Source organism: Propionivibrio pelophilus DSM 12018, from assembly GCF_059569095.1.
Genome location: NZ_JCANUT010000014.1, coordinates 13,816 through 39,747, shown reverse-complemented (window position 1 = coordinate 39,747; position 25,932 = coordinate 13,816). Strand labels below are relative to the sequence as shown.

Below are 25,932 nucleotides of genomic sequence, written 5' to 3'. Positions count from 1 at the left end.
TTTCCCTTTGATTTCCTGACACTATGCGCAGATACATTACGCTCCTACTGCTTCTGTCCGCAACCCTTTTGAACGGCTGCGGGACGCGTGGATCGCTTTATCTGCCCCCTCAACAAAAAGCCCCGACGACGGCGCCGAGCACGCCAACAACGGTCGAAACAGACACGGCAAAAAAAACGACACCATGACTGCATTCTTTCACCTCGACAAGGGGCATCTCCACGCCGAGTCGGTCCCCCTTGGCGATATCGCCGAGCGCTTCGGGACTCCCTGCTACGTCTATTCGCGCGCTGCGCTCGAAGCCTCGCTCGACGAATTCCAGAACGAACTAGGCGGCGTGGACGCGCTCGTCTGTTATGCCGTCAAGGCCAACTCGAACCTCGCCGTCCTCAACGTATTTGCCCGTCGCGGTGCCGGCTTTGACATCGTTTCCGCCGGCGAGTTGAAACGCGCGCTGGCGGCCGGCGCCGATCCGAAAAAGATCGTTTTCTCCGGCGTCGGCAAGTCGGCCGAAGAAATGGCCTTCGCCCTCAAGACCGGCATTCTCTGCTTCAACGTTGAATCGGCGCCCGAACTGGAACGACTGAACGACGTTGCCGGTTCGCTCGGCATCAAGGCCCCCATCAGCCTGCGCGTCAATCCGAACGTCGACGCCAAAACGCATCCGTACATTTCGACAGGCCTCAAGGAAAACAAGTTCGGTGTCGCCTACGAGGAGGCGCTGGCCATCTACCAGCGCGCCGCGGCCCTGCCGAACATCGTGATCACCGGCATCGACTGCCACATCGGCTCGCAACTGCTCGACCCCTCACCGTTCGCCGAGGCGCTCGACAAGCTACTGTCTCTGATCGACCAACTTGCCGCCAACGGTATCACCTTGCACCACATCGACCTCGGCGGCGGACTCGGCATCCGCTATCAGGATGAGGAGGCGCCGACGGTCAAGAGTTACCTGCAGCCGCTGCTGCAGAAGCTCAAGGAGCGTTCGCTAAAAGTCATTCTTGAACCCGGACGCCGCCTCGTCGGCAACGCCGGCGCATTGCTCGCCAGAGTCGAGTTCCTCAAGCCTGGCGAGGTAAAGAATTTTGCCATTGTCGATGCGGCGATGAACGATCTAGCCCGCCCGGCACTGTACGACGCCTGGCACGATATCGTGCCGGTCGTACCGCGCGATACAGGCACGCAAAGCTGGGAAATCGTCGGCCCGATCTGCGAATCCGGGGACTTCCTCGGCCACGCTCGTCCGCTGGCCATCGAATCGGGCGACCTGCTGGCGATCATGTCGGCCGGCGCCTACGGCATGGCGATGAGCTCGAACTACAACACTCGCCCACGCGCTGCCGAAGTCATGGTCGACGGCGATCAGTTCCACCTGATCCGCCGACGCGAAACGGTCGAGGAGTTGCTGGCACTGGAAAGCCTTTTGCCGTGAAGCGCCCGGCGCTGCTGTTCGCGGCGGCTCTGGCTCTTGCCGCCTGCTCGGAGACAAATAGCAGCAAAAAGGCCGAGGCTCCACCCGTTCCGGTTACTGCGGCCAAAGCCATCACGCGAGACATCCCTGCCACCCTGCTGGTGGTCGGCCGTGCCGAAGCTTTCGAGAGCGTTTCGATCAAGTCGCGAGTCGACGGCCAGGTTGCCGACGTTCTGTTTACCGAGGGACAGCATGTCAGCCGGGGGGATGTCCTGATTCGCCTCGACCCCACCGATTTCTCCGCACGACTGCAGCAGGCACAGGCTACCGCCGCCCGGGACGAAGCCCTGATCGCCAAGATGCGCGCAGATACGGCACGCTATACGGCGCTGAAAGAGCGCAATTTCGTCTCCGACGAGAAGGTAAACGACGTCCTTACCAACGAAGCGGCGGCAGCGGCCACGCTGCGCGCCAGCAAGGCAGCCGCCGAAGTCGCACGGCTGCAACTTTCCTACGCCACCATCCGCGCACCGATCTCCGGCATCGTCGGCGCCCGACTGGTCTTTCCCGGTTCCGCCGTCAAGGCCAACGACGTCACGCTCGCCGTCGTCAATCGCGTCCAGCCACTACTCGTCAATTTCTCTGTTCCGGAAAAGTACTTGCCACGACTTCGGGCGGGCAAACAGGGCGGCACGCTAAAGGTTCACATTACCGAGCCGGGAGACGCGTCGGAGCATCATGAAGGAGCTGTGCGTTTCATCGACAATACCGTCGACACGAGTACCGGAACGATCCAGCTGAAGGCCGAACTGTCCAACCGTGAGGAAAAGCTGCTGCCCGGGCAGTTCCTCAACGTCGCGCTGGTCCTCGATACACTGAGGAATGCGGTCTGTGTCCCGGACAATGCGGTGCAGCAAGGCGCCGACGGCAATTTCCTCTATGCGTTGAAAGAGGATGGCAGCGTCGAAATGCGGCGTATCGAGGTTCTGGCATCGGCGTCGGGGCTTACCGCCATCGGGGGCGAGGTCAAAGCCGGGGAGACGGTAATCACCGACGGGCATTTGCGCCTGGTGCCGGGTGCCAGGGTGAAGATCAAGGACGAAGCGTCCGGCGCCAAAGCAGCAAAAAATTAGGGCAAACTGCCATGCACCTGCCGGAACTCTGCATCCGCCGCCCGGTGATGACCACGCTGCTGATGGCGGCGTTCATAATCTTCGGCCTGATCGCCTACCGCGCCCTGCCGGTCTCGGAGCTGCCCAACGTCGACTTCCCGACCATTTCGGTAACCGCCCGGCTGCCCGGCGCCTCGCCGGAAACGATGGCCGCCGCGGTGGCGACGCCACTCGAAGGCCAGTTTTCCACGATTGCCGGGCTGGAATCGCTCAGTTCGACGAGTGCCCAAGGCAGCACCTCGATTACCCTGCAGTTTTCGCTGGACCGCAATATCGACGCCGCGGCGCAGGACGTGCAGTCGGCGATCGCCTCGGCACAGCGCAAACTGCCGTCGGACATGTCCAGCCCGCCATCATTCCGCAAGGTCAACCCGGCTGACTCGGCGATCTTCTACGTCGCGCTGAGTTCCCCGACGCTGCCGCTGGCGGTGGTCAACGAATACGCGGAAACGCAACTGGCGCAACGCCTGTCGACCGTCGCCGGAGTCGCCCAAGTACTGGTCTTCGGTTCGCAGAAGTACGCAGTACGGATCCAGGCCAACCCGGATCAGCTCGCCGCCCGCAACATGGGAATCGACGAGCTGCGGCAGGCCATCGCGCAAGCCAACGTCAACCAGCCGCTCGGCCAACTGGATGGCCGCCACCAGGCTTTCGCCATCAAGGACAACGGCCAGCTCACGACCGCCGCCGCCTATCGTCCGCTGATCGTCGCCTGGCGCAACGGCGCCCCCGTCCGCCTGGAAGAAGTCGCCACGCCGGTCGACGGGGTAGAAAACGCCCGCATCGCCGCCTGGAACGTCGACAAACGCGCCATCGTTCTGGCCATCCAGCGGCAACCCGGCGCCAACACCATCGACACGGTGGAATCGGTCAAGCGCATGTTGCCGAGCTTTCAGGCCAGCCTGCCGGCCTCGATCAGCATGACCACGCTCTACGACCGCAGCATCTCGATCAGCGAATCAATTGTCGACGTCCAATTCACCCTGCTGCTCGCCGGTTTCCTGGTGGTTCTGGTCATCCTGCTGTTCCTGCGCAACCTGTCGGCCACCGTCATCCCGGCGCTGGCTTTGCCGATCTCGGTCATCGGCACGTTCGCGGTGATGCACGCACTCGGCTACAGCCTCGACAACCTGTCGCTGCTGGCGCTGACCCTGGCCGTCGGCTTCGTCGTCGACGACGCCATCGTCATGCTGGAGAACATCGTCCGGCACATCGAACTGGGGGAAACGCCGCAGCAGGCCGCGATCAAGGGCTCGCGGGAAATCGGTTTCACGATCGTCTCGATGACCATCTCGCTGGTCGCCGTGTTCATCCCGGTGATGTTCATGAGCGGCATCGTCGGCCGTCTGCTGCATGAATTCGCCGTCACCATCTGCGTGGCGATCCTCGTCTCCGGCATCGTTTCCCTGACCCTCACGCCGATGCTCTGCAGTCGCTACCTGAAACACTCGGCAAGCGAAGCGCACGGCCGCATATTCCGGGCTTTCGAGCGCTTCTTCGAACTGCTGCTGGCGGGCTACGAGAAGACGTTGCGGCTGGCGATGAAGCATCCGCGCACCGTGATGCTCGGCTTCGTCCTCTCGGTGGTCTTCAGCGGCCTGCTCTTCGTCCAGATCCCCAAGGGATTCCTGCCGAGCGGCGACAGCGGACAGATTACGGCCACCACCCAGGGTGCGCAGGACATCTCCTTCGCCGCCATGGTGGAAAAGCAGCGGGCGGTGGCCGCCATCATCGCCCGGGATCCGAACATCCGTTCCTTCATGTCGTCGGTCGGCGCGACCAACTCGCGCCCGACGATGAACACCGGCTCGCTTAGCATGGTGCTCAAGCCACGTCACGAACGCGAACTCTCCGCGGACGAAATAATCCAGCAGTTGCGCCCGAAACTGGCGGCAATTCCGGGCATTCGCGTTTTCATGCAAAACCCGCCGGCCATCCGCATCGGAGGCCAGGTTACCTCAGCGCAGTACCAGTACACCCTGCAGAGCACCGACCTCGACGAGTTGTACCAATGGACCGACACCCTGCTGCGGCAGATCCGCCAGCTACCCGGCTTCGTCGATGTCACCAGCAACCTCAACAACCGCAACCCGGTAGTCGCCCTTGATGTTGACCGCGACAAGATTGCTGCGCTCGGCCTCACCTTCAGCCAGGTCGAGGATGCCTTGCAGAACGCCTTCAGCGCGCGACAGATTTCGACGATCTACGGCACGGCTAGCCAGTACCAGGTCATCCTCGAGGTTGCCCCGGAATTCCAGCTCGATCCGACAAAGCTCTCCCGACTCTACGTCCGCGCCTCCAGCGGCAAGCTGATACCGCTCGACACCGTGACGCGAGTCACCCGCCGCACGCAGGCGCTGACGATCAGCCACCAAGGGCAACTCCCGTCGGTCACCCTCTCGTTCAACCTGCTCCCGGGCGTGTCTCTGGGCGACGCCGTCAATCGCCTCAAGGCGCTCGAACGGGAGATTCGCCTGCCCGCGACACTCAACACCAGCCTGCAGGGAACTGCCCAGGCCTTCCAGTCCTCACTGCAGGGACTTGGCATCCTGCTGCTGATCGCCGTGCTGGTCGTCTATATCGTGCTCGGCATTCTCTACGAGAGCTTCATCCATCCGCTGACCATCCTGTCCGGCCTGCCGTCCGCAGCGCTCGGCGCGCTGATCACGCTGATGATCTTCGGCATCGACCTCAATCTGTACGCCTTTGTCGGCGTCATCATGCTGATCGGCATCGTCAAAAAAAACGCGATCATGATGATCGACTTCGCCCTCGACCGGCAGCGCAACGAGGGCACCCCGGCATTCGACGCCATCTACAAGGCCTGCGTTATCCGCTTCCGCCCGATCATGATGACCACCATGGCCGCACTGGTCGGCACCCTGCCGATCGCCCTGGCCATCGGCGCCGGCGCCGAAGTGCGCCAGCCGCTCGGGATCGCCGTCGTCGGCGGGCTGGTCGTCTCGCAGTTCCTGACGCTGTATCTGACCCCGGTGGTCTATCTCTACCTCGACCGGCTGACACGGCGCGAACAGGCGGCGCACGTCACCTCCGAACCGGTCTGATCAACGATGGCAGAACGTCCTCCTCCTCCCGCCGGCCTGCGCGTCGATAAATGGCTCTGGGCGGCGCGTTTCTTCAAGACCCGCTCGCTGGCCACCGAGGCCATTCACGGTGGCCACGTGCGCCTCAACGGCAGCCCGGTAAAACCCGCCCGCGACCTGCGCCTGGGCGACACGCTGGACATCACTGCCGGGCAGCAGCACTGGACGGTCGTCGTCCGCGGGCTCAACGAGCAGCGCCGTCCGGCCAGCGAGGCGCAGTTGCTCTACGAAGAAACCGACGAAAGCCGCACCCGGCGCGAAACCGTCCGTGAAGCCCAAAAGCTCGCCCCCTCGCCCGGCAGCGAACTGCGCGGGCGGCCGACGAAGAAGGCCCGGCGCCAAATCCACGGTTTCAACGAGCGCTACTGACCCGCGCACTCGTGGCCTCGACCGGGGGCCGATTGGATTACCATAGCGCGGCTTTTTCCCCATAACGCTTTCGTGAGGAACGACCATGGCCGCCACCGCTTCTGAAAACGCCCTGCTGTTGATCGACTTCATCAACGAAATCGTCCATCCGGACGGCAAAGTCGCCGGCAAAGGCTATGCCGATTTCGATACCCGCCACGGGCCGCTTGACCGTGTAGCCGCTTTGTTGCGGCATACGCGCCGTGCCGAAATGGCAGTGATCCACGTCGGCGTGGCGTTCTCTGCCGACTACAAGGAACAACCGGAGACCTCGCCGGTATTCGGCGGCGCGAAGCGCTTCGGCGTCTTGCAGCGTGACACCTGGGCGACCGACTTCCACGTCAAGGCCGCACCGCTCGCCAGCGAAGCCGTGCTGGTCAAGCACCGTGTCAGCGCCTTCTTCGGTACACCGCTCGAACTCCTGCTGCGCACCTACGGCGTCCGCAATCTGTTCATCGCCGGCTGTGCCACCGACATGGCGGTGCAAACGGCCACCCGTGACGCGCATGACCGCGACTTAGCCTGCCATGTTCTTGGTGACTGCTGCATCGCGGCCAGCGACGACGACCACGAGCAGACCTTGCGCATGCTGACCAAGGTTTCCAGCGTGCTGACACTCGAGGAATTCGTCGCGCGATAGTCGCCTTACCGCGAAGACAAACACACGTTCCGCGCCCTCAACACCCCGCAACTCTGGCTCGTCACCCTCTCGGCTGCCGGCATTCTCATGGTCACCATGGGCGCACGACAATCTCTCGGGCTATTTCTCGCGCCACTCGACGCCAGCACCGGCTGCCGCTGGAAGCGCGCGGCGCGGCATCGGGAGTCATCAATGCCGGCGGCTCGTTCGGCCAGTTCATCTTCGCGCCGATCCTGCAGAAGCTGATCCAAGTCATCGGCTGCAGGCCGCATGACCGCTAGTACTCACAGCACGTAGCGCGACAGATCCTCGTTGCGCGAAAGTTCGGTCAGCCGAGAATCGACGTACGCCGCGTCGATCGTCACCGTTTCTGCCCCCTTGTTGCCGGCGCTGAACGAGACCTCTTCGAGCAGGCGCTCCATCACCGTGTAGAGGCGGCGGGCGCCGATGTTCTCGGTACGCTCGTTGACCGACCAGGCCACCTCGGCCAGGCGCTGGATGCCCTCCGTGGTGAATGTCAGGGTAACCGCTTCGGTCGCCAGCAAGGCTTCGTACTGCATGGTCAGGCACGCATCGGTCTGCGTCAGGATGCGCTCGAAATCGGCGACCGACAGTGAATCGAGTTCCACCCGGATCGGGAAGCGCCCCTGCAGTTCCGGGATCAGATCGGACGGCCTGGCCAGATGGAAAGCGCCGCTGGCGATGAACAGGATGTGATCGGTGCGGATCATGCCGTACTTGGTTGACACCGTCGTCCCCTCGACCAGCGGCAGCAGATCGCGCTGCACCCCCTGGCGCGAGACATCGGCGCCGTGCGCATCGCTGCGTGAAGTGATCTTGTCGATTTCGTCGAGGAAGACGATGCCGTTCTGCTCAACGTTGCGCACGGCGTCGAGCTTCACCTCCTCGTCGTTGACCAGCTTCCCGGCCTCTTCATCGATCAACAGGCGGCGCGCTTCGATGATCTTGAGCTTGCGCGATTTCTTGCGCGCCCCGCCCATGTTCTGGAACATCCCCTGGATCTGCGAGGTCAGTTCCTCCATCCCCGGCGGCGCGAAGATTTCCGCCTGCAACGGCGCACCGGCAACCTCGATCTCGATCTCCTTGTCGTCGAACTCGCCCTCGCGCAGTTTCTTGCGGAATTTCTGCCGGGTCGCATTTTCTTCGGAGTTCTGCGTATCGTTGTAGAAACCACCACGGGCCGGCGGCAGCAGCGCATCGAGGATGCGATCCTCGGCAGCATCCTCGGCGCGTACCCGCACGCCCTTCATGGCCTGCTCGCGCCCGTTCTTGATGGCGATCTCGGCCAGGTCGCGAATGATCGTCTCGACGTCACGACCGACGTAACCGACCTCGGTGAATTTGGTCGCTTCGACCTTGATAAACGGAGCGTTGGCCAGGCGCGCCAGACGCCGGGCGATTTCCGTCTTGCCAACCCCGGTCGGTCCGATCATCAGGATATTCTTCGGCGTGATTTCCTGGCGTAGCGGCTCGCTCACCTGCGCCCGCCGCCAGCGGTTGCGCAAGGCGATGGCCACCGCCTTCTTGGCCTTGCCCTGTCCGACGATATGCTTGTCGAGTTCGTGAACGATTTCCTGCGGAGTCATCTGCGTCATATCAGTCCTGCCTTAACCACGGATCAAGGGCGTTATGTTCTCATCGACCTTGCGCTGTGGCAAACTCACGCCACTCCTAATCTCAAGACCGGGCTCGCCGATGACCGCCAAGCAACGCCTCCTGTGCCTTGCCCCAGCTCGAGCCACGCCGGGCATGGCACTCGCCCGGGATCTCACCGACCGCGAAGGCAAGCCGTTGCTGGCTGCCGGCACCGTTCTCGACGTGGCGATGCTCGACCGGCTGATGCGGCGCGGCGTTACCACCGTCACGGTGCTCGTCGCTGACACCCGGGATGCCGAAACACTTGCCAGCGAACGCGAGGCTGCTGAAAAGCGGATCGCACACGTCTTCCGCGGAACGAGTTCCCCCGCCCGGGACACCCTCCGCTCCGCGGTTCTCGCGTACCGACTGGAAGGTGCACAATGACCCCGCCGCCACGGCTCGACTCGCTGCCGACCCACGCGGAGGCGCTTCCCTCGCTGCCGGAAGTGGTCAATTATCTGATCCGGGCACTCGGCGACGACAGTGCCAACCTCGATACCCTGGCGCACCATATCAACTCGGACCCCGCCATCGTTGCCCGCCTCCTCGCCGCCGCGAATTCCGCCGGGTCGGGGCTTTCGAAACGCGTCGCCTCTGCCAGCCAAGCCTTCCTGCTCCTCGGCGCCGACCGGATCGCCACCATCGTTCTGGCTTCGGCGCTGATCTATCGCTACGACGCGCATGCATCCGGCTTCAGCGCCCGCATCCTCTGGCAGCACTCGCTCGGTGTCGCCACCTGTGCCCGCGTGCTGGCCGAACAGACCGGCATCGATCCCGATCTGGCCTTCACCAGCGGCCTGTTGCACGACATCGGGCAACTCCTGATGTACACCGCCAGCCCGACCCACTTCCTTGCCGCGCTCGACCGGCATCAGCGCGAGGACATCCCGCTGTTCATCGCCGAACGCGCCGTTTTCGGCTACGACCACTGCGAGGCTGGCCGCATCCTGGCAACGACCTGGAAGCTGCCGACCGATATCGTCGACGCGATCGCGGCGCACCACGAACCCAACGAATTCGGTAGCGAGATGGGCAATCTGGTGCATGTCAGCGAATGCCTGAACCATGCGCTCGACCTGGGGGAATTGCCGAGCAATCAGGTCCCCGAGCTCTCCGACGTCGCTTGCGCCAGCCTAGGCGTTTCCTGGCCAAAATTCGCTGCGCATTTTGCCGAAATCGAAGCGCGATTCGACGATTTCCGCGTTTCGCTCGGCGTCTGACCGGAGCGTGACGCCTCCAGATTAATCCAGCGTTTCGAGCGTGACGCTGTGATTGGTGTAGATGCAGAGATCGCCGGCGATGGCCAGTGATTTCCGGATGATCTCCGCCGGATCGAGTTCGGTGTTTTCCAGAAGCGCGCGCGCGGCCGACTGCGCATAGGCACCGCCCGAGCCGATGGCCAGCAGCCCCTGCTCCGGCTCCAGCACGTCGCCGTTGCCGGTGATGATCAGCGAGCTTTCGCGATCGGCTACCGCGAGCATCGCCTCCAGCCGCCGCAAGGCCCGGTCGCTGCGCCAGTCCTTGGCCAATTCGACCGCGGATCGGACCAGATTGCCCTGATGCTTGTCCAGTTTGGCTTCGAAGCGTTCGAACAGCGTAAAGGCATCGGCTGTCCCGCCGGCGAAGCCGGCGAGGATGCTGTCGTTGTGGATGCGGCGCACCTTGCGCGCGCTGGCCTTGACGACGATGTTGCCCAGCGTCACCTGGCCGTCGCCGCCCATGGCGACCTTGCGTCCGCGACGAACCGAAATGATCGTCGTGCCGTGGTATTGTTCCATGAATCGATCCTAACGTTTGGCAAAAACGAGGGTGGCCACCGCCGTCAGCCCGACGATGCGCAGCAACTCGGCCACCAGATAATTGGGGTGGCGAAAAACGATTTTCTTCCCGGAACGGCGGACCGACGTCAGCGCATTCAGCAACGCACCAGCACTCACGAAATCCATGCGTTTCAGCCCGGAACAGTCAATCTGAACTGCGTCACGGCTGTCGGCAAACGCCGAAAGATCGGCAAAGCGCGCGCCCTTGACCTCACCATTCAATACGTAGGCATCGCCTGCCTCGCCACTGACCGGGGTTTCTGCCGGAATTTCCGGCTCCGGCGCCGCCACTCGCGCAACTTCCCAAGAAGGCGGCGACTCCTCGAAAGTCACCGCGTAGTCGATCGCCACCTCTTCGAATGCTTCCTGACGCCCTTGCAACTGACACAATTCGAGCAGGAGCAACCAGCACGCCTTCCCTTCGGCACGCCCGACCTCGACACACCCCTGGACGAGTTCGCCAAGCGCCTCACGACCAAGCAGTTCGATTTCCTGCTTGTTCTTCCGTGCCTGAACTAAAAAATGCAGCAGGCTGGCGCAACCGTCGGGATCGAGCTGTCCGACTTTCGACATATCGAGCCGCAATCTGCGGTTCTTCCCGAGCGACTGCCTGACGGCTTCAAACGCGGTTTGATTGCTCCCGAGCAGATCCCCCTTGAAAACCAGACTGCCCGCACTTCCCTCGCGCGGCTTGGCATTTTCGGGGGCACTGCCGCCCCAGCCGGGCGGCGACTTTTCGAAAGCCCGCGCATACTCGATTCCCTGCGCTTCGAAGGCCGATTGCTGGCCCGTCACCCGGTACAGGTCGAAAAGCATCAGCCAGAGCCGTTCACCGGACTCACCGCGGCAGGCCGGCACCGTGCCTTCAAGGACACTTTGCGCCGCCGCATCCTGACTGTTGGCAAACAGAACGGCGGCCTCTTCGGCCTGAGCGTCGATTGGATCGACATCGGCCTCGACGTGAAAATCCAGCGAAGATTGACTGAAAGCGAAGTCGGAGAAGTCCGAGGGCGAATCCACCGGAGCGTTCGCATCCGGCCCCTCTGCCTCGGCCCGAGTCGACCCCGGCATGGTTGCCTTGCCCGTGCCGTCTTTTTCTGCGTGGTCGCCCCCGACATCCGCCCTCCGCGGAACGGCCGCTGGACGAGCAACCATCTTTTCCGGCTGCTTTTTGAAGAATGAGAAAACCATGGCAGAAGCGATCGGGCTACGGCTGGAACGCGGGGGTTTGTTTTAACACATCGCCTCACGCTCTGCAATTTCGGGGCTGCCGCGACGCTTCTTTTGCCTCATGCCGCGCACAGGCTCTGGCGCAAGCCCTGCTCGATGATCTCGCGCGGCAGGTCGCGGCCGATGAACACCATGACGCTTTCGCGCACACTCGCCGGCTCCCAATCTTTCCCGGCGCTGGCTCCCATCAGTTCATGCACGCCCTGAATGATCACCCGGTAGGGCAAACCCTGAATCGACAGCACGCCCTTGTAACGCATCAGACCTGGACCATAGACCCGGGCAATCGCCGCGAGAAAGTCCTGCAGCCGGGCATCGTCGAAGGGCTGCGTGCAGCGAAAGACGAAGGCACCGACGCGATCCTTCGCATGGTGATGATGGCCGGCAGACAGGAATTCCGGCGCGATGCGCAACACGTCATTCAGGTTGAATCCGCGGATATCGAGCAACTCCTTTATCGGCACCTGCCCGAAATGCGCCGCGACAAGCTCGGCGCGGGGATTGATCTGTCGCAGACGCTGCGACACGGCGCCTGCCTGCTCACCGCCAACCAGATCCGTTTTCGACAACAGCAAGCGATCGGCGAATCCGACCTGCGCCTGTGCCTGCTCGTGCTCGTCGAGTTGGCGCATGGCATGGACGGCATCGACGAGGGTGATTACGGCGTCAAGCAGATAGCGCCGCGAAACCTGTTCGTCGAGAAAGAAGGTCTGCGCCACCGGCCCGGGGTCGGCCAGGCCGGTCGTTTCGATCACCACCCGGTCGAACGCGAGCCGGCCGTCCGCGCGCCGGTCCGCCAGATCGTTGAGAATCCGGATCAGGTCGCCACGCACGGTGCAGCAGATGCAACCGTTGTTCATCTCGACGACCTGCTCCTCGCCGGAAACCAGCAATTCGTTGTCGATCCCCGCTTCACCGAACTCGTTCTCGATGACGGCAATCCTCTCACCGTGGGATTCGGTCAGAATCCGGTTGAGCAGCGTCGTCTTGCCGCTGCCGAGAAAGCCGGTGACGATAGTTACCGGAATGGGCGCGCTCATCGCTTCGTCTCCTTGCCACAGTTCGCGCAGATTCCGCGCAGGTCAAAATCCAGACGGGTCAGCGAAAAACCCGGCGGCAGCGCCGGCGCGACGGGGAGCGATGCGTCGAGGCAATAGACGCCGCCGCATTGCTCGCAACGAAAATGCACGTGCGTCGCATGTTCGCCGAGCGATGCGGCGGAAAAGCGGAAGACGCGATGCGCATCGGCACTCTTGTGAGCCAAGCCACTGGCCACCAGCCAGTCAAGCACTCTGTACAACGTCACCCGATCCATCGTCGGCTCGCCCAACCGCTCTTCGATTTCAGCATGCGAAACCGGCGTCGGCGCCTCGCGCAACAGACGCAGGACACGAATGCGCGCCGGCGTCGCACGCGCGCCGCAACGCCGAATCTGTTCGGCAACCACCTGCTGGCCGGATGAAGGAGTTGCTGCCATGTCGCGCTCCAGAGGTTCTCGGGAGGGCGATTAGAACACGCCACATCCATGCTCGCAACGCAGTTGCAGATGCAATATGAACCCCTGCGTATCGACATTGCCCAATGACGAACGAACGAGGAGAGACGACCATGCCGCTTGCCAAGACCAAGGCCGAATGGGCCAAACTGCTACCCGAGGAAACTTTCCGCATCCTCTTCGAGGAAGAGACCGAGTACGCCTGCAGCAGCGGGCTGCTCACAGAGAAACGCGACGGCACCTTCCTCTGCGCCGCCTGTTTCCAGCCACTGTTCAACAGCCGGGCCAAGTACGAAAGCGGCACCGGCTGGCCAAGCTTCCGGGAGGCGCTCCCCGGCACGACCGCCACGAAGACCGACTTCAAGCTGGGCTATCCGCGCACCGAATACCATTGCGCAAGCTGCGGTGGCCACCAAGGGCACGTTTTCGAGGACGGCCCGCCGCCGACCGGATTGCGTTACTGCAACAACGGGCTGGCGCTGGTCTTCGTCCCGAGGGGCGAGCCGTTGCCGCCATTGCGGGGCTGAACCCGTTCCGGGACTATTCCCTTTATAAATCGCCAGTGACGCGAAGACGAGCCGCAGACAGTGCTGTAGCACGGCAAGGCGATGTCGACAAAGTCACGGGTGATTTAGAAATGGAATTATTTCCGTTTTGCCCGCGGATGCGCCTGATCGTAGACGTGTGCCAGATGCTGGAAATCGAGATGGGTATACACCTGCGTCGAGGCAATGCTGGCGTGCCCGAGCATTTCTTGGACGGCGCGCAGATCGCCTGACGACTGCAGCAGATGCGAGGCGAACGAATGCCGCAGCATGTGCGGATGAACGTTGACCGGCAGCCCCTGCGCCAGGGCACGGCGTTTCAGTTGCTCCTCGACCACGCGCGGATGGATGCGCGCGCCGCGCTTGCCGACGAACAGTGCCGTTTCACCGGGGCCGGCCACCTCCGGGCGACGCTCGACCCACCGCTCGATCGCCTCCCGGGCCTTGCGCCCGACCGGCACATGGCGCGCCTTGCCGCGCTTGCCGAGCACCCGGACTTCCCCATCCGCCAGATCATGCAGGCAGCCCACGTCCAGTGTCGTCAACTCGGTGAGGCGCACGCCCGATGAGTAGAACAGTTCGAACATCGCCAGATCACGCAACTCGAGCGCATCCTCGCCTTGCCCCTCCAGCAGGCGGCACGCTTCATCGGGCGAAAGCACTTTCGGCAGCGCCTGCGGTCGCTTCGGCGCTTTCACGCCTTCGACGGGGTTGGCGGAAATTTCACCATTCGCCCCGAGCCAGCGATAGAAGCCGCGCCAGGCCGACAACATGCGCGCCAAGGAGCGGCCGGACAATCCCTGGCCGTGCAACTGGGCCACGAACCGCCGGACGTGATGCGCCTGCAAGGACGTCAGGTTCAGATCGCCCGTCGTCTCGATCAGGCGAGACAACACACCCAGATCGCGCCGGTAGTTGCTGACGGTATGCGGTGACTGACGACGCTGCTGGGCCAGTTCGTCCAGATAGCGATCAACCGGCCCCGACGCGCTCATTTCACTACAGCGGCAACACCCGGGCCAGCGCCGCCGAGGCCATTTCGCCGAGACGCTCCAGATACAGCGTGCCCATGCCGGAATAGAAACGCTGCGGGTCTTCGCTGCCCAATGCGATCATGCCGATCGTGCCGCCACCGTTGCGCAGGGCAATCAGCGCCTGCGAGCGCACCTGCGCGGCCGCCGCGCCAAACCAGGAGGCGGTCTCAAAACCGGACGTCGAGCCGCAATAGGGATGTTCCAGCGTTTCGGCGAAGGTCTGCAATTCCTCGCTGACGCCGGCGAACTCGGGCAACTCGGCGGCGTTCTCGGGGCGACGCCACAGGCGCAAGGCGAAATGCGGGATGGCGAAATCGTCACGCAAATGGAAATTCAGCGAGTGGATGACCGACTGGAAGCTGCCCGCGGCGATCACCGCCACCCCGAGGCGGTGCATCTTCTCGCTGATGACGTCGTTCTCCTCGCCGAACTGCAACAACTCGGCGAGCTTGCCTTCAACCTGCCGGTTCTTGTCGCGCAGACTGAGCATCTGCCGCTCGGTGATCGAGATCGTCCGCCCGCCATGCGGATGCGGGATCACCAGACGAGACACGAGGTCGGTGTGCTCCTCGAAAAACTGGGGATGATCCAGCAGGTACTGTGCGACTTCTTCGGATTTCATAGCTCGATTTCTCCGGTAAATACGGTTACGGCCGGTCCGGTCATCAGCACCGGCGTGCCCGGCCCCTGCCAGGCAATGCTCAGTTCCCCGCCACGCGTCTCGACCCGCACCGGCGAGTCGAGCAGCCCCCGGGCAATTCCCGCGACGACCGCCGCACAGGCTCCGGTACCACAGGCCAAGGTCTCGCCGGCACCACGTTCAAACACGCGCAAACGAATTCGCTGCCGCCCGGCGAGCTGCATGAAACCGGCGTTGACGCGCTGCGGGAAGCGCGGATGTGCTTCGATCAACGGCCCCTGCACGGCAACCGGTGCAGCATCGACATCGGCAACGACCTGCACGGCATGCGGATTGCCCATGGAAACAGCTGTGATATCGATACGCTCGCCGCCAACCTCAACCGGCTGGACGAGATCGACCGACGAACTCACGAACGGGATCCGCTCCGGATCGAAAACCGGCACGCCCATGTCGACGGTGACGCTCCCGTCGGCTTCGAGCCGGGGACTGATCACTCCGCTCATGGTTTCGACGCGGATCTCGGTTTTTTCCGTGAGCCCCTGTTCATGCACGAAGCGCACGAAGCAGCGCGCGCCATTGCCGCACTGCTCCACTTCGCCGCCGTCGGCGTTGAAGATGCGGTAGCGAAAATCGACATCGGGCCGCCCGGCTTTTTCAACCAGCAACAGCTGATCGCAACCGACGCCAAAGTGGCGGTCGGCAAGGAAACGAATCTGAACGGACGACAACGCGATCGCCTGGCGAACCCCGTCGATCACCACGAAATCATTGCCCAGCCCGTGCATCTTGGAAAAACGGATCTTCATTCGGCGCTACCCGCGTCTCAGGACATTCCGCGCATTATACGAGGAAGCATCGGCCGGCTATGGAACACCGGCGGTGATGGCAATACAATGCCGTTCCCCGTGCATTCCCCTGCCTCCATGATCCGCAACCTCCTCAGCCAACCTGTCGTCCTCCTGTTCTGGCTGCTGCACTTCCTGCCGTTGCCGGCGCTCGCCCCGATCGGCCGCGCGCTCGGGCTCGTTCTCTACCGCATCGGGAGTCAGCGTCGAAAAGTGGTGCGGATAAATATCGGCTTGTGCTTCCCCGAATGGAACGAGGACGAGAGGGAAGCCCTCGTCAAGGACCACTTCCGCATTCTCGGCCGCTCGATCCTCGAACGCAGCCTGCTCTGGTGGTCCAGCCGCGAACGACTGGAGCGCCTGATTCGCATCGAGGGCGCCGAGAAAATCCGCGCCCAGCTCGACGCCGGCCGGCCGGTCATCCTGCTTGCACCGCATTTCGTCGGACTCGACGCCGGCGGCGTCGCGGTCGCGATGCGTTTCGACTCGCTCAGCATGTACGCCGAACAGGCCAACCCCGTTTTTGACCGCCTGTTGCTGAACGGTCGCCGCCGCTTCGGCGACCAGTTGCTGCTGACCCGTCAGGACGGCATCCGGGCGACCGTCAAGGCGATGAAATCCGGACGCCCCTTCTACTACCTTCCCGACCTGAACACCCGGCGCCGCGAAGCGATCTTCGTTCCGTTCTTCGGCGTCCCGGCGGCAACGACGGCCGGCCTCTCGCGGCTGGCGCGCGCGGCCGGCGCGGTCGTGCTGACCTGCGTCACCCGCACCCGACCGGACGGCGAAGGCTACGTCACGGAAATCGGCGACGCCTGGGAGAACTTCCCGACCGCCGACGCGGAGGCCGACACGGTGCGGATGAACGCCTGGATAGAAACCGCGGTCCGGACCATGCCGGAACAGTATTACTGGGTCCATCGCCGCTTCAAGACCCGACCGGAAGGCGAAAAGCGCTTCTATTAGCGCCCCGCCTGCCTCGCCAGACTTTTCTTCGCCGAGCGCCCGGCGACGCTGCGCCAGAGCCATTTAGCATACGCATCAAGCTTGCGTATGCCGAGATACTGCTTGAGAAACCACAGCCGGTCAGTACGAGACCAGGCCGTCTGAGAGTAGTGGTTCAGGGAATACAGATCGCGTAGCGCGCACATCACCTTTAAAAGACGGCGACGCGATTTTTCGAGGTCGATTACCCGCGCCTCGACCCCGCCATCCGCATTGATCCGGACAAAAACGTGCTTGGGATAAAAGCAATTGTGCTGGATGCCATGGGCGTGCATGCGCTTCAACAAGTCGGCGACGGCTGCCAGAATCCGAAGACGCCCCTGCCGCGACGGAACGCCGGTGCGCCCCCATCCTTGAACCAGATCATCGAGCGAAACAAACCCGGCGAGTTCCTCCGTCGCCAGGATGGCCCGCTGATCCTTGCCGTACGTGCGCATTCCAAAAAACACTGGCTCCAGCGTCGGGACGGCGCACCGCCGATACGCCATGATTCGCTTGAACTCGCGCAGGAACGTCGGCACGCCGCGCAACGGGTGCAACACTGAACGCGTTCCGTGGTTTTCCTGCCGCTTGAGAAAGATGGCCGTGCTGCCGCCTTCCGGCAACTGCAATTCACAACGGGCGACGCCGCTCCACCCGCCACGACGCTTGTTCGGCGGCTCGAACCATTCGGCCTCGCGCTGCCAAAATGCATCGAAGCTTGCCAGACCGTTGTGCGCCAGGATGGACTGCCAGCGAGGGTTGATGAAGTCTTTCATGGGTATTTCATCCGCGAGGCGTAATCTCGTTCTCAAGGGGGCGCCATTCTGGGAGATTTCGCGAAATAAGGGAATACGCCCCGCTGGGTAAACAGTAGAAAAACGCAGTCGCCGCAACAACTTGAGTACAGGTATACTGTTCGGCCTTTCCAACCGGGACACGAACTCTGCGCCCCGGGAAACTCTTGCGAGAGACGCAATCTTGGCACTGACAATACTCGGACTTTCCGGCGCGCTGACGCATGACCCGTCGGCGGCACTTTACATCGACGGCAAACTGGTCGCCGCAGCGGAAGAAGAACGCTTCGTGCGCGACAAACACGCCAAGAACCGCATGCCCTACGAGGCGGCGAAGTTCTGCCTCCAGTTCGCCGGCATCAAGCCGTCGGACGTCGATGCCGTGGCCATTCCGTTCGCCCCGATCAGCCTCGGCGAGAAGGCGCGCTGGCACTACGCCAAGCGCTACTGGTACGCACCGGATCGCTCGCTCGACGCAATCTTCACGGGCAACCGCCGCTTCTACCGCTACAAGAAACGCATCGAATGGTGCCTGACCCAGCTCGGCTTCGACCCGAAGAAAGTCGAGATCGTCCCGGTCGAACACCACCTCGCGCACGCGGCCAGCGCCTATCACTGCTCGGGCTTCCAGGAGAAGACAGCGATTCTCGGCATTGACGGTAAAGGCGAATACGCCACCACCTTCTTTGGCTACGGCGAAAACGGCAAGATCCACAAGATCAAGGAATTCTACGACCCGGATTCGCTCGGCGGCCTGTATGGCGCGATCACCGAGTTCCTCGGTTTCGAAATGCTCGATGGCGAGTACAAGGTCATGGGCATGGCGCCCTACGGCAACCCTGACAAGTACGATTTTTCGCGCCTCGCCAAATTCGAGAACGGCGAACTCGTCATCAACACCGACTACGCCAACGTGATCGGCATTCGGCGCTACAAGGAAAACGGCAAGGGCTTCTATTTCTCACCGAAGCTGATCGACTGGCTCGGTCCGAAACGCGTTGGCGACATCGCCGACGACCCGTACATCCACTACGCGGCAAGCATGCAGAAGCTGTTCGAGGATCTGTCGCTGCAGATGATCGATCACTACCTCGGCGACATCCTGCGCGAAACCGGCAAGCTCGCCTTCTCGGGCGGCGGCGCACTCAACGTCAAGCTCAACCAGAAAATCATCGCCCGCCCCGAACTCAAGGAACTGTTCGTGCAGCCGGCCTCCGGCGATGCCGGTACCGCCATCGGCGCCGCCGCGTACGTCTCGGTCGAGCGCGGCGTGCCGGTGGAGAAAATGGAGCACGTTTACCTCGGCCCGTCGTACAGCAACGAAGACGTCATTGCCGCCTGTACTCGCCATCCGGAACAACCGCAGTGGCAAAGGATCAACGATGTGCCGCAGGAAATCGCCATGATCCTCGCCGACGGCAACCCGGTCGCCTGGTTCCAGGGCCGCATGGAGTTCGGCCCGCGCGCCCTCGGCGGCCGCTCGATCCTCGGCTGCCCGAGCGTGCCCGGCGTCGCCGACCGCATCAATGAACAGATCAAGTTCCGCGAACGCTGGCGCCCCTTCTGCCCCAGCATGCTCGACACCGTCGGTCCGCAGATGCTTGGCAGCGACCACCCGGCCCCGTTCATGACCTTCACCTTCGAAGTCGCGCCAGGCTGGAAAGAACGCGTGCCGGAAGTCGTGCACGAAGACGGCACATCGCGCGCCCAAGTCTTGAAGCGCGATTTCAACCCGCGCTACTACGACCTGATGCAGCAACTCGAAAAGCTCACCGGCAACGGCGTCGTCCTCAACACCTCGCTCAACCGCCGCGGCGAACCGATGATCTGCTCGCCCACGGATGCGCTGAACATGTTCTATGGCTCGGATCTGGAGTATCTGGTCATGGAGGATGTGCTGGTGGTCAAGCCCCCGCCACAACACAATATTCAGGGAGCAACTCCATAGCCTGATTGACCGACTATTTCACGGAAAAACCATGGGCATTCCCCTCGTAAGCGTGGCCATTCCCGCTTATAACCACAGCAAGTTTATTGAAGCCTGCCTTGCTTCTGTCTGCGAGCAGACTTATCCAGAACTTGAGCTAGTGCTCATCGATGACGGTTCGACAGACGGCACCTACGACATTGCCCAGCGGTTTCTCGAGGCGCATCGTGCCCGCTTTCGTCGCATTGTTGTCGAACGAAGAGAGAATCAAGGGGTAAGTGCCAACTCAAACGCTTGCATCGAGGCCTGCCAAGGTGAATGGGTACACCTCCTAGGCTCCGACGACATCATTTACCCAAGAAAAATAGAGCAGATTCAACAAGCCATCTCGGAATGGAAAGCTCCGGACCTAGCCTTGGTTCACGCCGACGTAGACCTAATCGACGAAAATGGCGAACGCGTCACTCGTAAAAACCCCAAAGGGCGCCCAGACCCGGGGCCGCAAAAGAATGCCTTTCGTGAACTTTTTCTCGAAGAATATTTTATTTTCAATCCGACAGTCACGCTCCACCGCCCCTCATTTCTCGCTCTCGGCGGATTCGACCGGAATCTGCCGCTGGAGGATATGGATTGCTGGCTACGACTGGCTGCAAGGTACAGTATCGCCCGTATTCCCGAAACACTTGCCAGTTATCGGAAGCACCCCGGCAACACATCCCGTCAACGGATCAAGATGCTTGGTGCCCAGTTCATCACATCAGCCAAATTCCTCGCCGAGAATCCTGGCGCAATTCCTGACAATGACATCCGCTCGCATTACCGGCTGAAGATGAAACGGGTATGGCGACGGACACGAAAACAATGCCCTTGGCTTGGCCTTGAAATTATCCGGTCGTTACTACGAAGCTATAAAAAAACACCTCGTCCAGACGACTTCCGACGCTTTGGCGACATCCTTGGCAGACTGGCAAGACAACAACAACCGCACAATGATCTTCGACATAAATGACGCGCTCCACCTTTTTGCCGGAATCAACCCCGATTGAATCCGAATCCAGAAAGCGAAGTCACGATGGCCCATGATGAAATCTTGCTGAGCATTGTCATTCCCGCCTACAACTATGCTTCAACACTGGAACGAGCCGTCACCTCGGTCGTACAACAATTGACGCGAAACCACGAGTTGATCGTCATCGACGACGGTTCAACGGATGGCACCCCACTCCTTGTGGATAAGCTCCGGCAGAAGATTCACGGCAACGTCCAGTTCATTCTCAAGGAGAACGGTGGAGCATCATCGGCCCGCAACAGGGGAATACGAGAAGCGAGAGGCACTTTCCTGATTTTTCTCGACGCCGACGACGAATTATTGCCGGGCGCTTTGGGAGAATTGGGAGCTCATATTGTCGCTCACCCGGAAACCCGTCTGGTCATCGGCGGACACACGTCCGTACTGCCAAACGACAAGCAGCGCACCCAGATACCGAACGACCTACCCGACTCATCGTTTGAACGGGTACGTAGCTACCTGTTGGATAAGAGCATCGTTCTGTGCAACGGTGCCTGCGCAGTGCACCGGTCGTTGTTCGAAAGAGGCGTGTATCCCGAGGCGTTCAAAAGCGCCGAGGACATTCCGGTTTTCGCACAAGCTTTGGCACATTATCCGTGCACTGTCCTGAGAACACCGCTGGCACGAATTTACAAACACGACGACAGCCTTCGCCACCAGTTTTCCCACGCCAAGGCGGGGGGGACACGGTTGGTTGAAGAGGTGTTTTCGGAACGTCGCCTCGGGCAAGAATTTCAATCGCTCAAAAAGCCGTTTTTCACTCAGCGCTGCCTGTCGCTCTTTCGCAGCGCCTATCTGGCGAACGACTATGCATCAGCAAAAGAGTTTTTCAAGCTCGCCGTCAAACAGGATTGGAGAGTCTTGTTCAATTTGAGTTACACAAAGAAAGCGCTTCGGCTGTGGGCGAAGACACTTTTCCGAAAAAAGTCCGGCCCTCTCAGCCTTTGATCAATCCAAGAAGCCCAAACGATCGTACACAATCCACCGCAATTCCATGCTATCCCGTACCACTCCCTCCCCCCTAATCGCAAAGCCCCTACAGAGGATTCTCTTTAATCCTGTTTGGTGTGCATTTATCTGCAGTTTGTTGCTCTCATCTGTCGCCATCTACTACACAGAACTCCCCAACCGCGACGGAATGCTGTACATCGAAACAGCGGCCATTTTCCTTGAAGAGGGTATAGCTGCCGCACGTGAAAATTTCGACTGGGTCTTCTTCCCCGTATGCATCGCTCTCGTCGCAAAGATCACCGGACTTGGCTTGGAAGTCGCCGCCTACGTTCTAAACTCACTGCTTTTCGCCGGGGCATGCGCCACAATGGTCCGCATCGCACAGACCCAGTTTCAGTCTATCGCTTGGTACACGTGCCTGGTCGTGCTTTCATTGCCGGCATTCAACGAGCAACGTAATGAGATCATCAGGGAGGTCGGCTGGTGGCTGCTCTGTCTGCAGGCTTTGCTCGCCGCTTTGCGATGGCAAAGGCGACCCGGGTTTAGCAACGCTCTACTGCCCCAATTACTTCTGGCAGTTGCCTGCCTGTTCCGTATAGAAGGAGCTGTCTTTTTCGGTGCACTCGCAATTTGGCCGCTATTTATGCGCTATTCCTGGCAGCAGCGCTTGAAGCACTCACTGTCACTCAGTATTTTGCCGGTCACGGGCTGCGCACTTCTTCTCGCAGCATTCGCATCAGGGCAACCTGATCTGGGCTCGCGGATTGTCGACTACAGTACGGCCGCCAATCCGTTTGCTTCTCTCAACAAATTCAATATCGTGGCAGAGCAGTTTGGCACATCGATCCTGAGTCATTATTCCACTGACGAAGCGAAGTCGATTCTTTTCTTTGGGCTGGCAGCAACGGTAATCAAGAAATTCATCACCAACAATGGCGTCTTGATCGTTCCATTCGCATTCTTCCTCTATTCCCAGCGACTTCGCTGCCATTTCCGTTCCTGGCAACCGCAAGCCCAGTTCTTCCTCATTTATACATTCGTTTTGCTCGCTTTCGTGATGCACAACCTGTTCATGAGCAGCCGTTATGTAATTTTCCTCAATATACTGACGATCCCTCTAGTCGCCATCGGAATGCAGCGCATATTTGAATTATGGCCACGATGGCGCGTAACGTTCATCATTTGCCTTGTTCTTGCCGCTCTGGCCAATGTCGTATCCCTTTCACCCAAGAAAACCCAGTTCCGCGAGGCTGGCCAATGGCTGAAATCGCATCCGGAACTCGCTTCAGGCACGTACATTGAAGATCCACGAACTCGCTACTTTGCGGGACCAACGTTCAATCGACCCAAGAAACCCCTCCTCTCCCCCAAAGAGATCAGCAACGCTATCGTCCAAGGAGAAATCAACCACTTAGTGATCTACCTTCCCCACCGCGATACAGAAAAAACTGAATGGCTCGATTCGCTAGATTTGGAAGAGATATCGCGCTTCTCAAACAAGAGCGGTGACGCCGTCGTCGTGTTGCAGCGAGGGGAATCCCGATGATCCTCAGCGTTATTGCACTTCACAATTCGGCTCCGTGCCTTTTTCACGCAAGATTCTGAAGTTCAAAAATAAAAACTTCCGTTTACTCCAGCCTATCAATGCATACACCCGGTATTCAGCCAACCAGTTCTCTACGGATTTATTTCCGTCTCCTCGGCTACCTTCGCCCGTATATCGGCCAATTCGCGTTCAGCCTGCTCGGATTCATCATCTTTGCCTCGGCCCAGCCGATGCAAGCAGGCATTCTTAAGTTTTTCGTGGACGGCCTGACCGACCCCGCGACTTCGACTTTCCGTGCCATTCCACTGCTTGGCGACCTCGATCTGGCATACGGAATCCCGTTGCTGCTGGTGGTCATCGTTTTCTGGCAAGGCATAGGTTCATACCTCGGCAACTATTTCTTGGCGAAAGTCTCGCTAGGACTCATTCACGACTTGCGGCTGGCGCTTTTCAAAAGCTTGTTGCACCTGCCGAACACCTACTTCGACCAGAACAATTCCGGCCACCTGATTTCCCGTATCACCTACAACGTGACGATGGTTACGGGCGCTGCAACAGATGCCATCAAGGTAATCATCCGCGAAGGCCTGACCGTTGCCTTTCTCTTTGGCTACCTTCTGTGGATGAACTGGAAACTCACGCTGGTCATGGTTGCCATTCTCCCGATCATCGGTGTAATGGTGGGCAGTGCGAGCCGCAAGTTCCGAAAACAGAGTAAGAAGATACAGGCAGCCATGGGCGATCTGACGCACATCGCCTCGGAGACCATACAAGGCTACCGTGTCGTGCGCAGTTTCGGTGGCGAGAACTACGAAGCCGGGCGCTTCAAAGCATCCAGCGAGGCGAATACAAACAAGCAATTACGCATGGCGCGAACATCTGCCACGTTCACTCCAGCGTTGCAACTGGTCACGTTCAGTACCATGTCGGTGCTTCTGTTTCTCGTGCTCCTGCTCAGGGGCGACGCCTCCGCCGGCGACCTGGTCGCCTATATTACCGCCGCGGGCATGCTGCCAAAACCGATACGCCAATTGTCAGAAGTCAGCGCGACGATCCAGAAAGGTCTTGCGGGTGCGGAAAGCATCTTCTCGCAACTCGATGAATTGCCTGAAGCCGACGCAGGCACCGTTGAACAAGAACGTGTCTCTGGAAGAATCGAGATCCGTGATTTGACGTTCAGCTATGCGGAGGAAAGCGGCAAGGTTCTGGACGGCATCAATCTGACCATTGAGCCAGGCCAGATGATCGCGCTGGTAGGCCGCTCCGGCAGCGGCAAGTCAACATTGGCCAGCCTGCTGCCTCGCTTCTACCATCATGAGCATGGACAGATCTTGATCGACGGAATCGACGTCGAAAATTACACCCTACGCAACCTCCGCCGTCACATAGCGCTGGTCACACAACAGACGTCGCTGTTCAACGATACCATCGCCAACAACATCGCCTACGGCGACCTCGCCAGCACGCCGCGCAAGGCCATCGAGGCTGCGGCAGAGGCTGCTTATGCCAAGGAATTCATCGAGAAACTCCCCCATGGCTACGACACGCTCGTGGGAGAAAACGGCGTACTGCTGTCAGGCGGACAGCGCCAACGTCTTGCCATCGCTCGGGCAATTCTGAAGAACGCCCCGATTCTTATCCTCGATGAGGCCACGTCCGCGCTGGATACCGAGTCCGAACGATATATCCAGAATGCGCTGGACCACGTCACGCGGAACCGAACAACACTGGTCATTGCCCACCGTCTCTCAACGATCGAGAAAGCTGACGTGATTGTGGTGATGGACCACGGGCGTATTGTCGAACGGGGTTCGCACGCTGACTTGCTAGCACTAAAAGGCCACTACGCACGTCTCCACTCGATGCAGTTTAAAAGTGCCGGCAGTGGCGAGGAGACCAAATAAGCACACCGAGCCCAATAAACCTGTACAGACACGAGTGGATACTTCCTGCTTCATCAAGTTGCGTAGAGACGCTATCGCATCTCGCTCAGCCCGCCTTCATCGACACCACATTCAGACGGGCAAGGGCAATCGCTTACGACGCTCGCCTCTGATACGCTTTCAACCAATCTAGCGCAGTTGCCAGAGCAGTGCTCCGTTAAGATGGCCCCGCCGAAACGATGTATCTGCGCAGAGAACCGTATCGAGAGCATCGCGATCTTAAAAAAAAAAGGGCTGTGTATGCATCAGCACACCACAGCCCGTTCGGTTTTGTCCCATTATCCGCTTGCCGCGGGGGATATCAACCTACTTACGCAGCATTCTCGATATCACCCTCAGCTTCGCTAGCTTCGGGCTGATCCAACAACTCGACAATAGCCATCGGGGCGTTATCCCCATCACGGAAGCCGCACTTCAAAATACGCAGATAGCCCCCATTTCGGCCAGCGTAACGCGGCCCGAGGATATCAAACACCTTAACCACCACATCGCGATCGCGAAGGCGGTCGAATGCCAAACGCCTGTTGGCGAGGCTCGGCTTCTTTCCCAAGGTGATGATCGGCTCAGCAACACGCCTCAATTCCTTCGCCTTAGGAAGCGTAGTCTTGATGGTTTCGTGCTTGAGGAGCGAAACGGTCATATTGCGCAACATGGCCAGTCGATGTGAACTGGTCCGATTGAGTTTACGAAGACCTAAACGATGACGCAT

General features: G+C 60.6%; 25 protein-coding genes and 1 pseudogene. 16 read left to right on the top strand and 10 right to left on the bottom strand.

The window, feature by feature from the left end; all coding sequences use genetic code 11:
* Positions 1-23 precede the first annotated feature (23 nt).
* The 7 genes and pseudogenes from lptM to BO74_RS08320 all read left to right on the top strand — a co-directional run.
* A complete protein-coding gene (gene lptM, locus BO74_RS08350) occupies positions 24-188 on the top strand; it encodes an LPS translocon maturation chaperone LptM (RefSeq protein ID WP_496441469.1) in 165 nt (54 codons plus the stop codon).
* Positions 185-1,432, top strand: a complete 1,248-nt coding sequence (gene lysA / locus BO74_RS08345; RefSeq protein WP_496441468.1) for a diaminopimelate decarboxylase — start codon at positions 185-187, stop codon at positions 1,430-1,432. The genes lptM and lysA overlap by 4 nt, the downstream gene beginning before the upstream one ends.
* The gene (locus tag BO74_RS08340) at positions 1,429-2,544 is read left to right on the top strand and encodes an efflux RND transporter periplasmic adaptor subunit (RefSeq protein ID WP_496441466.1); all 1,116 of its coding nucleotides are present in this window, start codon (positions 1,429-1,431) and stop codon (positions 2,542-2,544) included. Before lysA ends, BO74_RS08340 begins: the two co-directional genes overlap by 4 nt.
* Before the next feature lie 11 nt (positions 2,545-2,555).
* A complete protein-coding gene (locus BO74_RS08335) occupies positions 2,556-5,648 on the top strand; it encodes an efflux RND transporter permease subunit (protein ID WP_496441464.1) in 3,093 nt (1,030 codons plus the stop codon).
* A gap of 6 nt (positions 5,649-5,654) precedes the next feature.
* A complete protein-coding gene (locus BO74_RS08330; protein ID WP_496441462.1) occupies positions 5,655-6,056 on the top strand; it encodes an RNA-binding S4 domain-containing protein in 402 nt (133 codons plus the stop codon).
* Positions 6,057-6,141: 85 nt separating this feature from the next.
* Positions 6,142-6,735, top strand: coding sequence for a cysteine hydrolase family protein (locus BO74_RS08325; RefSeq protein WP_496441460.1), 594 nt, complete (start codon positions 6,142-6,144; stop codon positions 6,733-6,735).
* Between the two features lie 81 nt (positions 6,736-6,816).
* A pseudogene (locus BO74_RS08320) lies at positions 6,817-6,995 on the top strand (MFS transporter); the annotation flags it as partial.
* A 24-nt stretch (positions 6,996-7,019) separates the two neighbouring features.
* Here BO74_RS08320 and hslU read toward each other — a convergent pair.
* Entirely contained in the window at positions 7,020-8,351 is a 1,332-nt protein-coding gene (hslU, locus tag BO74_RS08315; RefSeq protein WP_496441458.1) for an ATP-dependent protease ATPase subunit HslU, read from the bottom strand.
* A gap of 154 nt (positions 8,352-8,505) precedes the next feature.
* Between hslU and BO74_RS08310 the strand changes: the two genes are divergently transcribed.
* Both BO74_RS08310 and BO74_RS08305 read left to right on the top strand, forming a co-directional pair.
* The gene (locus tag BO74_RS08310) at positions 8,506-8,778 is read left to right on the top strand and encodes a hypothetical protein (protein WP_496441457.1); all 273 of its coding nucleotides are present in this window, start codon (positions 8,506-8,508) and stop codon (positions 8,776-8,778) included.
* Positions 8,775-9,614, top strand: coding sequence for an HDOD domain-containing protein (locus BO74_RS08305; RefSeq protein ID WP_496441455.1), 840 nt, complete (start codon positions 8,775-8,777; stop codon positions 9,612-9,614). The genes BO74_RS08310 and BO74_RS08305 overlap by 4 nt, the downstream gene beginning before the upstream one ends.
* A 21-nt stretch (positions 9,615-9,635) precedes the next feature.
* On the opposite strand, the gene hslV is transcribed toward BO74_RS08305, so the two are convergent.
* The 4 genes from hslV to BO74_RS08285 all read right to left on the bottom strand — a co-directional run bounded on the left by hslV (position 9,636) and on the right by BO74_RS08285 (position 12,921).
* Complete coding sequence (hslV, locus tag BO74_RS08300) at positions 9,636-10,172, bottom strand: ATP-dependent protease subunit HslV (RefSeq protein ID WP_305073060.1); 537 nt, start codon at positions 10,170-10,172, stop codon at positions 9,636-9,638.
* Positions 10,173-10,181: 9 nt separating this feature from the next.
* Complete coding sequence (locus BO74_RS08295) at positions 10,182-11,369, bottom strand: STAS domain-containing protein (RefSeq protein ID WP_496441454.1); 1,188 nt, start codon at positions 11,367-11,369, stop codon at positions 10,182-10,184.
* A 134-nt stretch (positions 11,370-11,503) separates the two neighbouring features.
* Complete coding sequence (locus tag BO74_RS08290) at positions 11,504-12,484, bottom strand: CobW family GTP-binding protein (protein ID WP_496441452.1); 981 nt, start codon at positions 12,482-12,484, stop codon at positions 11,504-11,506.
* A complete protein-coding gene (locus BO74_RS08285; RefSeq protein WP_496441451.1) occupies positions 12,481-12,921 on the bottom strand; it encodes a Fur family transcriptional regulator in 441 nt (146 codons plus the stop codon). The genes BO74_RS08290 and BO74_RS08285 overlap by 4 nt, the downstream gene beginning before the upstream one ends.
* A gap of 131 nt (positions 12,922-13,052) precedes the next feature.
* On the opposite strand from BO74_RS08285, the gene msrB reads away from it, so the two are divergent.
* Positions 13,053-13,466, top strand: coding sequence for a peptide-methionine (R)-S-oxide reductase MsrB (gene msrB, locus BO74_RS08280; RefSeq protein WP_496441449.1), 414 nt, complete (start codon positions 13,053-13,055; stop codon positions 13,464-13,466).
* A gap of 116 nt (positions 13,467-13,582) precedes the next feature.
* Here the strand turns inward: msrB and xerC are convergent, their stop codons facing one another.
* Genes xerC through dapF form a run of 3 tightly spaced genes read right to left on the bottom strand, consistent with a single transcriptional unit; the run spans position 13,583 to position 15,967 of the window.
* Positions 13,583-14,479 (bottom strand): tyrosine recombinase XerC, encoded by an 897-nt coding sequence (gene xerC / locus BO74_RS08275; protein ID WP_496441447.1) that lies wholly within the window; start codon positions 14,477-14,479, stop codon positions 13,583-13,585.
* A 4-nt stretch (positions 14,480-14,483) separates the two neighbouring features.
* Positions 14,484-15,140 carry a DUF484 family protein gene (locus BO74_RS08270; protein WP_496441446.1) on the bottom strand — a complete coding sequence of 219 codons (657 nt, stop codon included), beginning with the start codon at positions 15,138-15,140 and terminating at the stop codon, positions 14,484-14,486.
* A complete protein-coding gene (gene dapF, locus BO74_RS08265) occupies positions 15,137-15,967 on the bottom strand; it encodes a diaminopimelate epimerase (protein WP_496441445.1) in 831 nt (276 codons plus the stop codon). Before dapF ends, BO74_RS08270 begins: the two co-directional genes overlap by 4 nt.
* Positions 15,968-16,084: 117 nt before the next feature.
* On the opposite strand from dapF, the gene BO74_RS08260 reads away from it, so the two are divergent.
* On the top strand, positions 16,085-16,972 hold the full coding sequence (locus BO74_RS08260; RefSeq protein WP_496441443.1) for a lysophospholipid acyltransferase family protein: 888 nt from the start codon (positions 16,085-16,087) through the stop codon (positions 16,970-16,972).
* On the opposite strand, the gene BO74_RS08255 is transcribed toward BO74_RS08260, so the two are convergent.
* Complete coding sequence (locus BO74_RS08255) at positions 16,969-17,769, bottom strand: lipopolysaccharide kinase InaA family protein (protein ID WP_496441442.1); 801 nt, start codon at positions 17,767-17,769, stop codon at positions 16,969-16,971. The two genes, BO74_RS08260 and BO74_RS08255, sit on opposite strands and share 4 nt — an antisense overlap.
* A 202-nt stretch (positions 17,770-17,971) precedes the next feature.
* On the opposite strand from BO74_RS08255, the gene BO74_RS08250 reads away from it, so the two are divergent.
* From BO74_RS08250 to msbA, 5 genes are all read left to right on the top strand, one after another.
* Positions 17,972-19,735 (top strand): carbamoyltransferase family protein, encoded by a 1,764-nt coding sequence (locus tag BO74_RS08250; protein WP_496441440.1) that lies wholly within the window; start codon positions 17,972-17,974, stop codon positions 19,733-19,735.
* A 31-nt stretch (positions 19,736-19,766) separates the two neighbouring features.
* The gene (locus tag BO74_RS08245; protein WP_496441439.1) at positions 19,767-20,723 is read left to right on the top strand and encodes a glycosyltransferase family 2 protein; all 957 of its coding nucleotides are present in this window, start codon (positions 19,767-19,769) and stop codon (positions 20,721-20,723) included.
* A 63-nt stretch (positions 20,724-20,786) separates the two neighbouring features.
* A complete protein-coding gene (locus BO74_RS08240) occupies positions 20,787-21,731 on the top strand; it encodes a glycosyltransferase family 2 protein (protein WP_496441437.1) in 945 nt (314 codons plus the stop codon).
* Positions 21,732-21,921: 190 nt separating this feature from the next.
* On the top strand, positions 21,922-23,280 hold the full coding sequence (locus tag BO74_RS08235) for a hypothetical protein (protein ID WP_496441436.1): 1,359 nt from the start codon (positions 21,922-21,924) through the stop codon (positions 23,278-23,280).
* Between the two features lie 98 nt (positions 23,281-23,378).
* Positions 23,379-25,184, top strand: coding sequence for a lipid A export permease/ATP-binding protein MsbA (gene msbA / locus BO74_RS08230; protein ID WP_496441434.1), 1,806 nt, complete (start codon positions 23,379-23,381; stop codon positions 25,182-25,184).
* 349 nt (positions 25,185-25,533) lie between these two features.
* Here the strand turns inward: msbA and rplQ are convergent, their stop codons facing one another.
* On the bottom strand, positions 25,534-25,932 hold the full coding sequence (gene rplQ / locus BO74_RS08225; RefSeq protein ID WP_496441432.1) for a 50S ribosomal protein L17: 399 nt from the start codon (positions 25,930-25,932) through the stop codon (positions 25,534-25,536).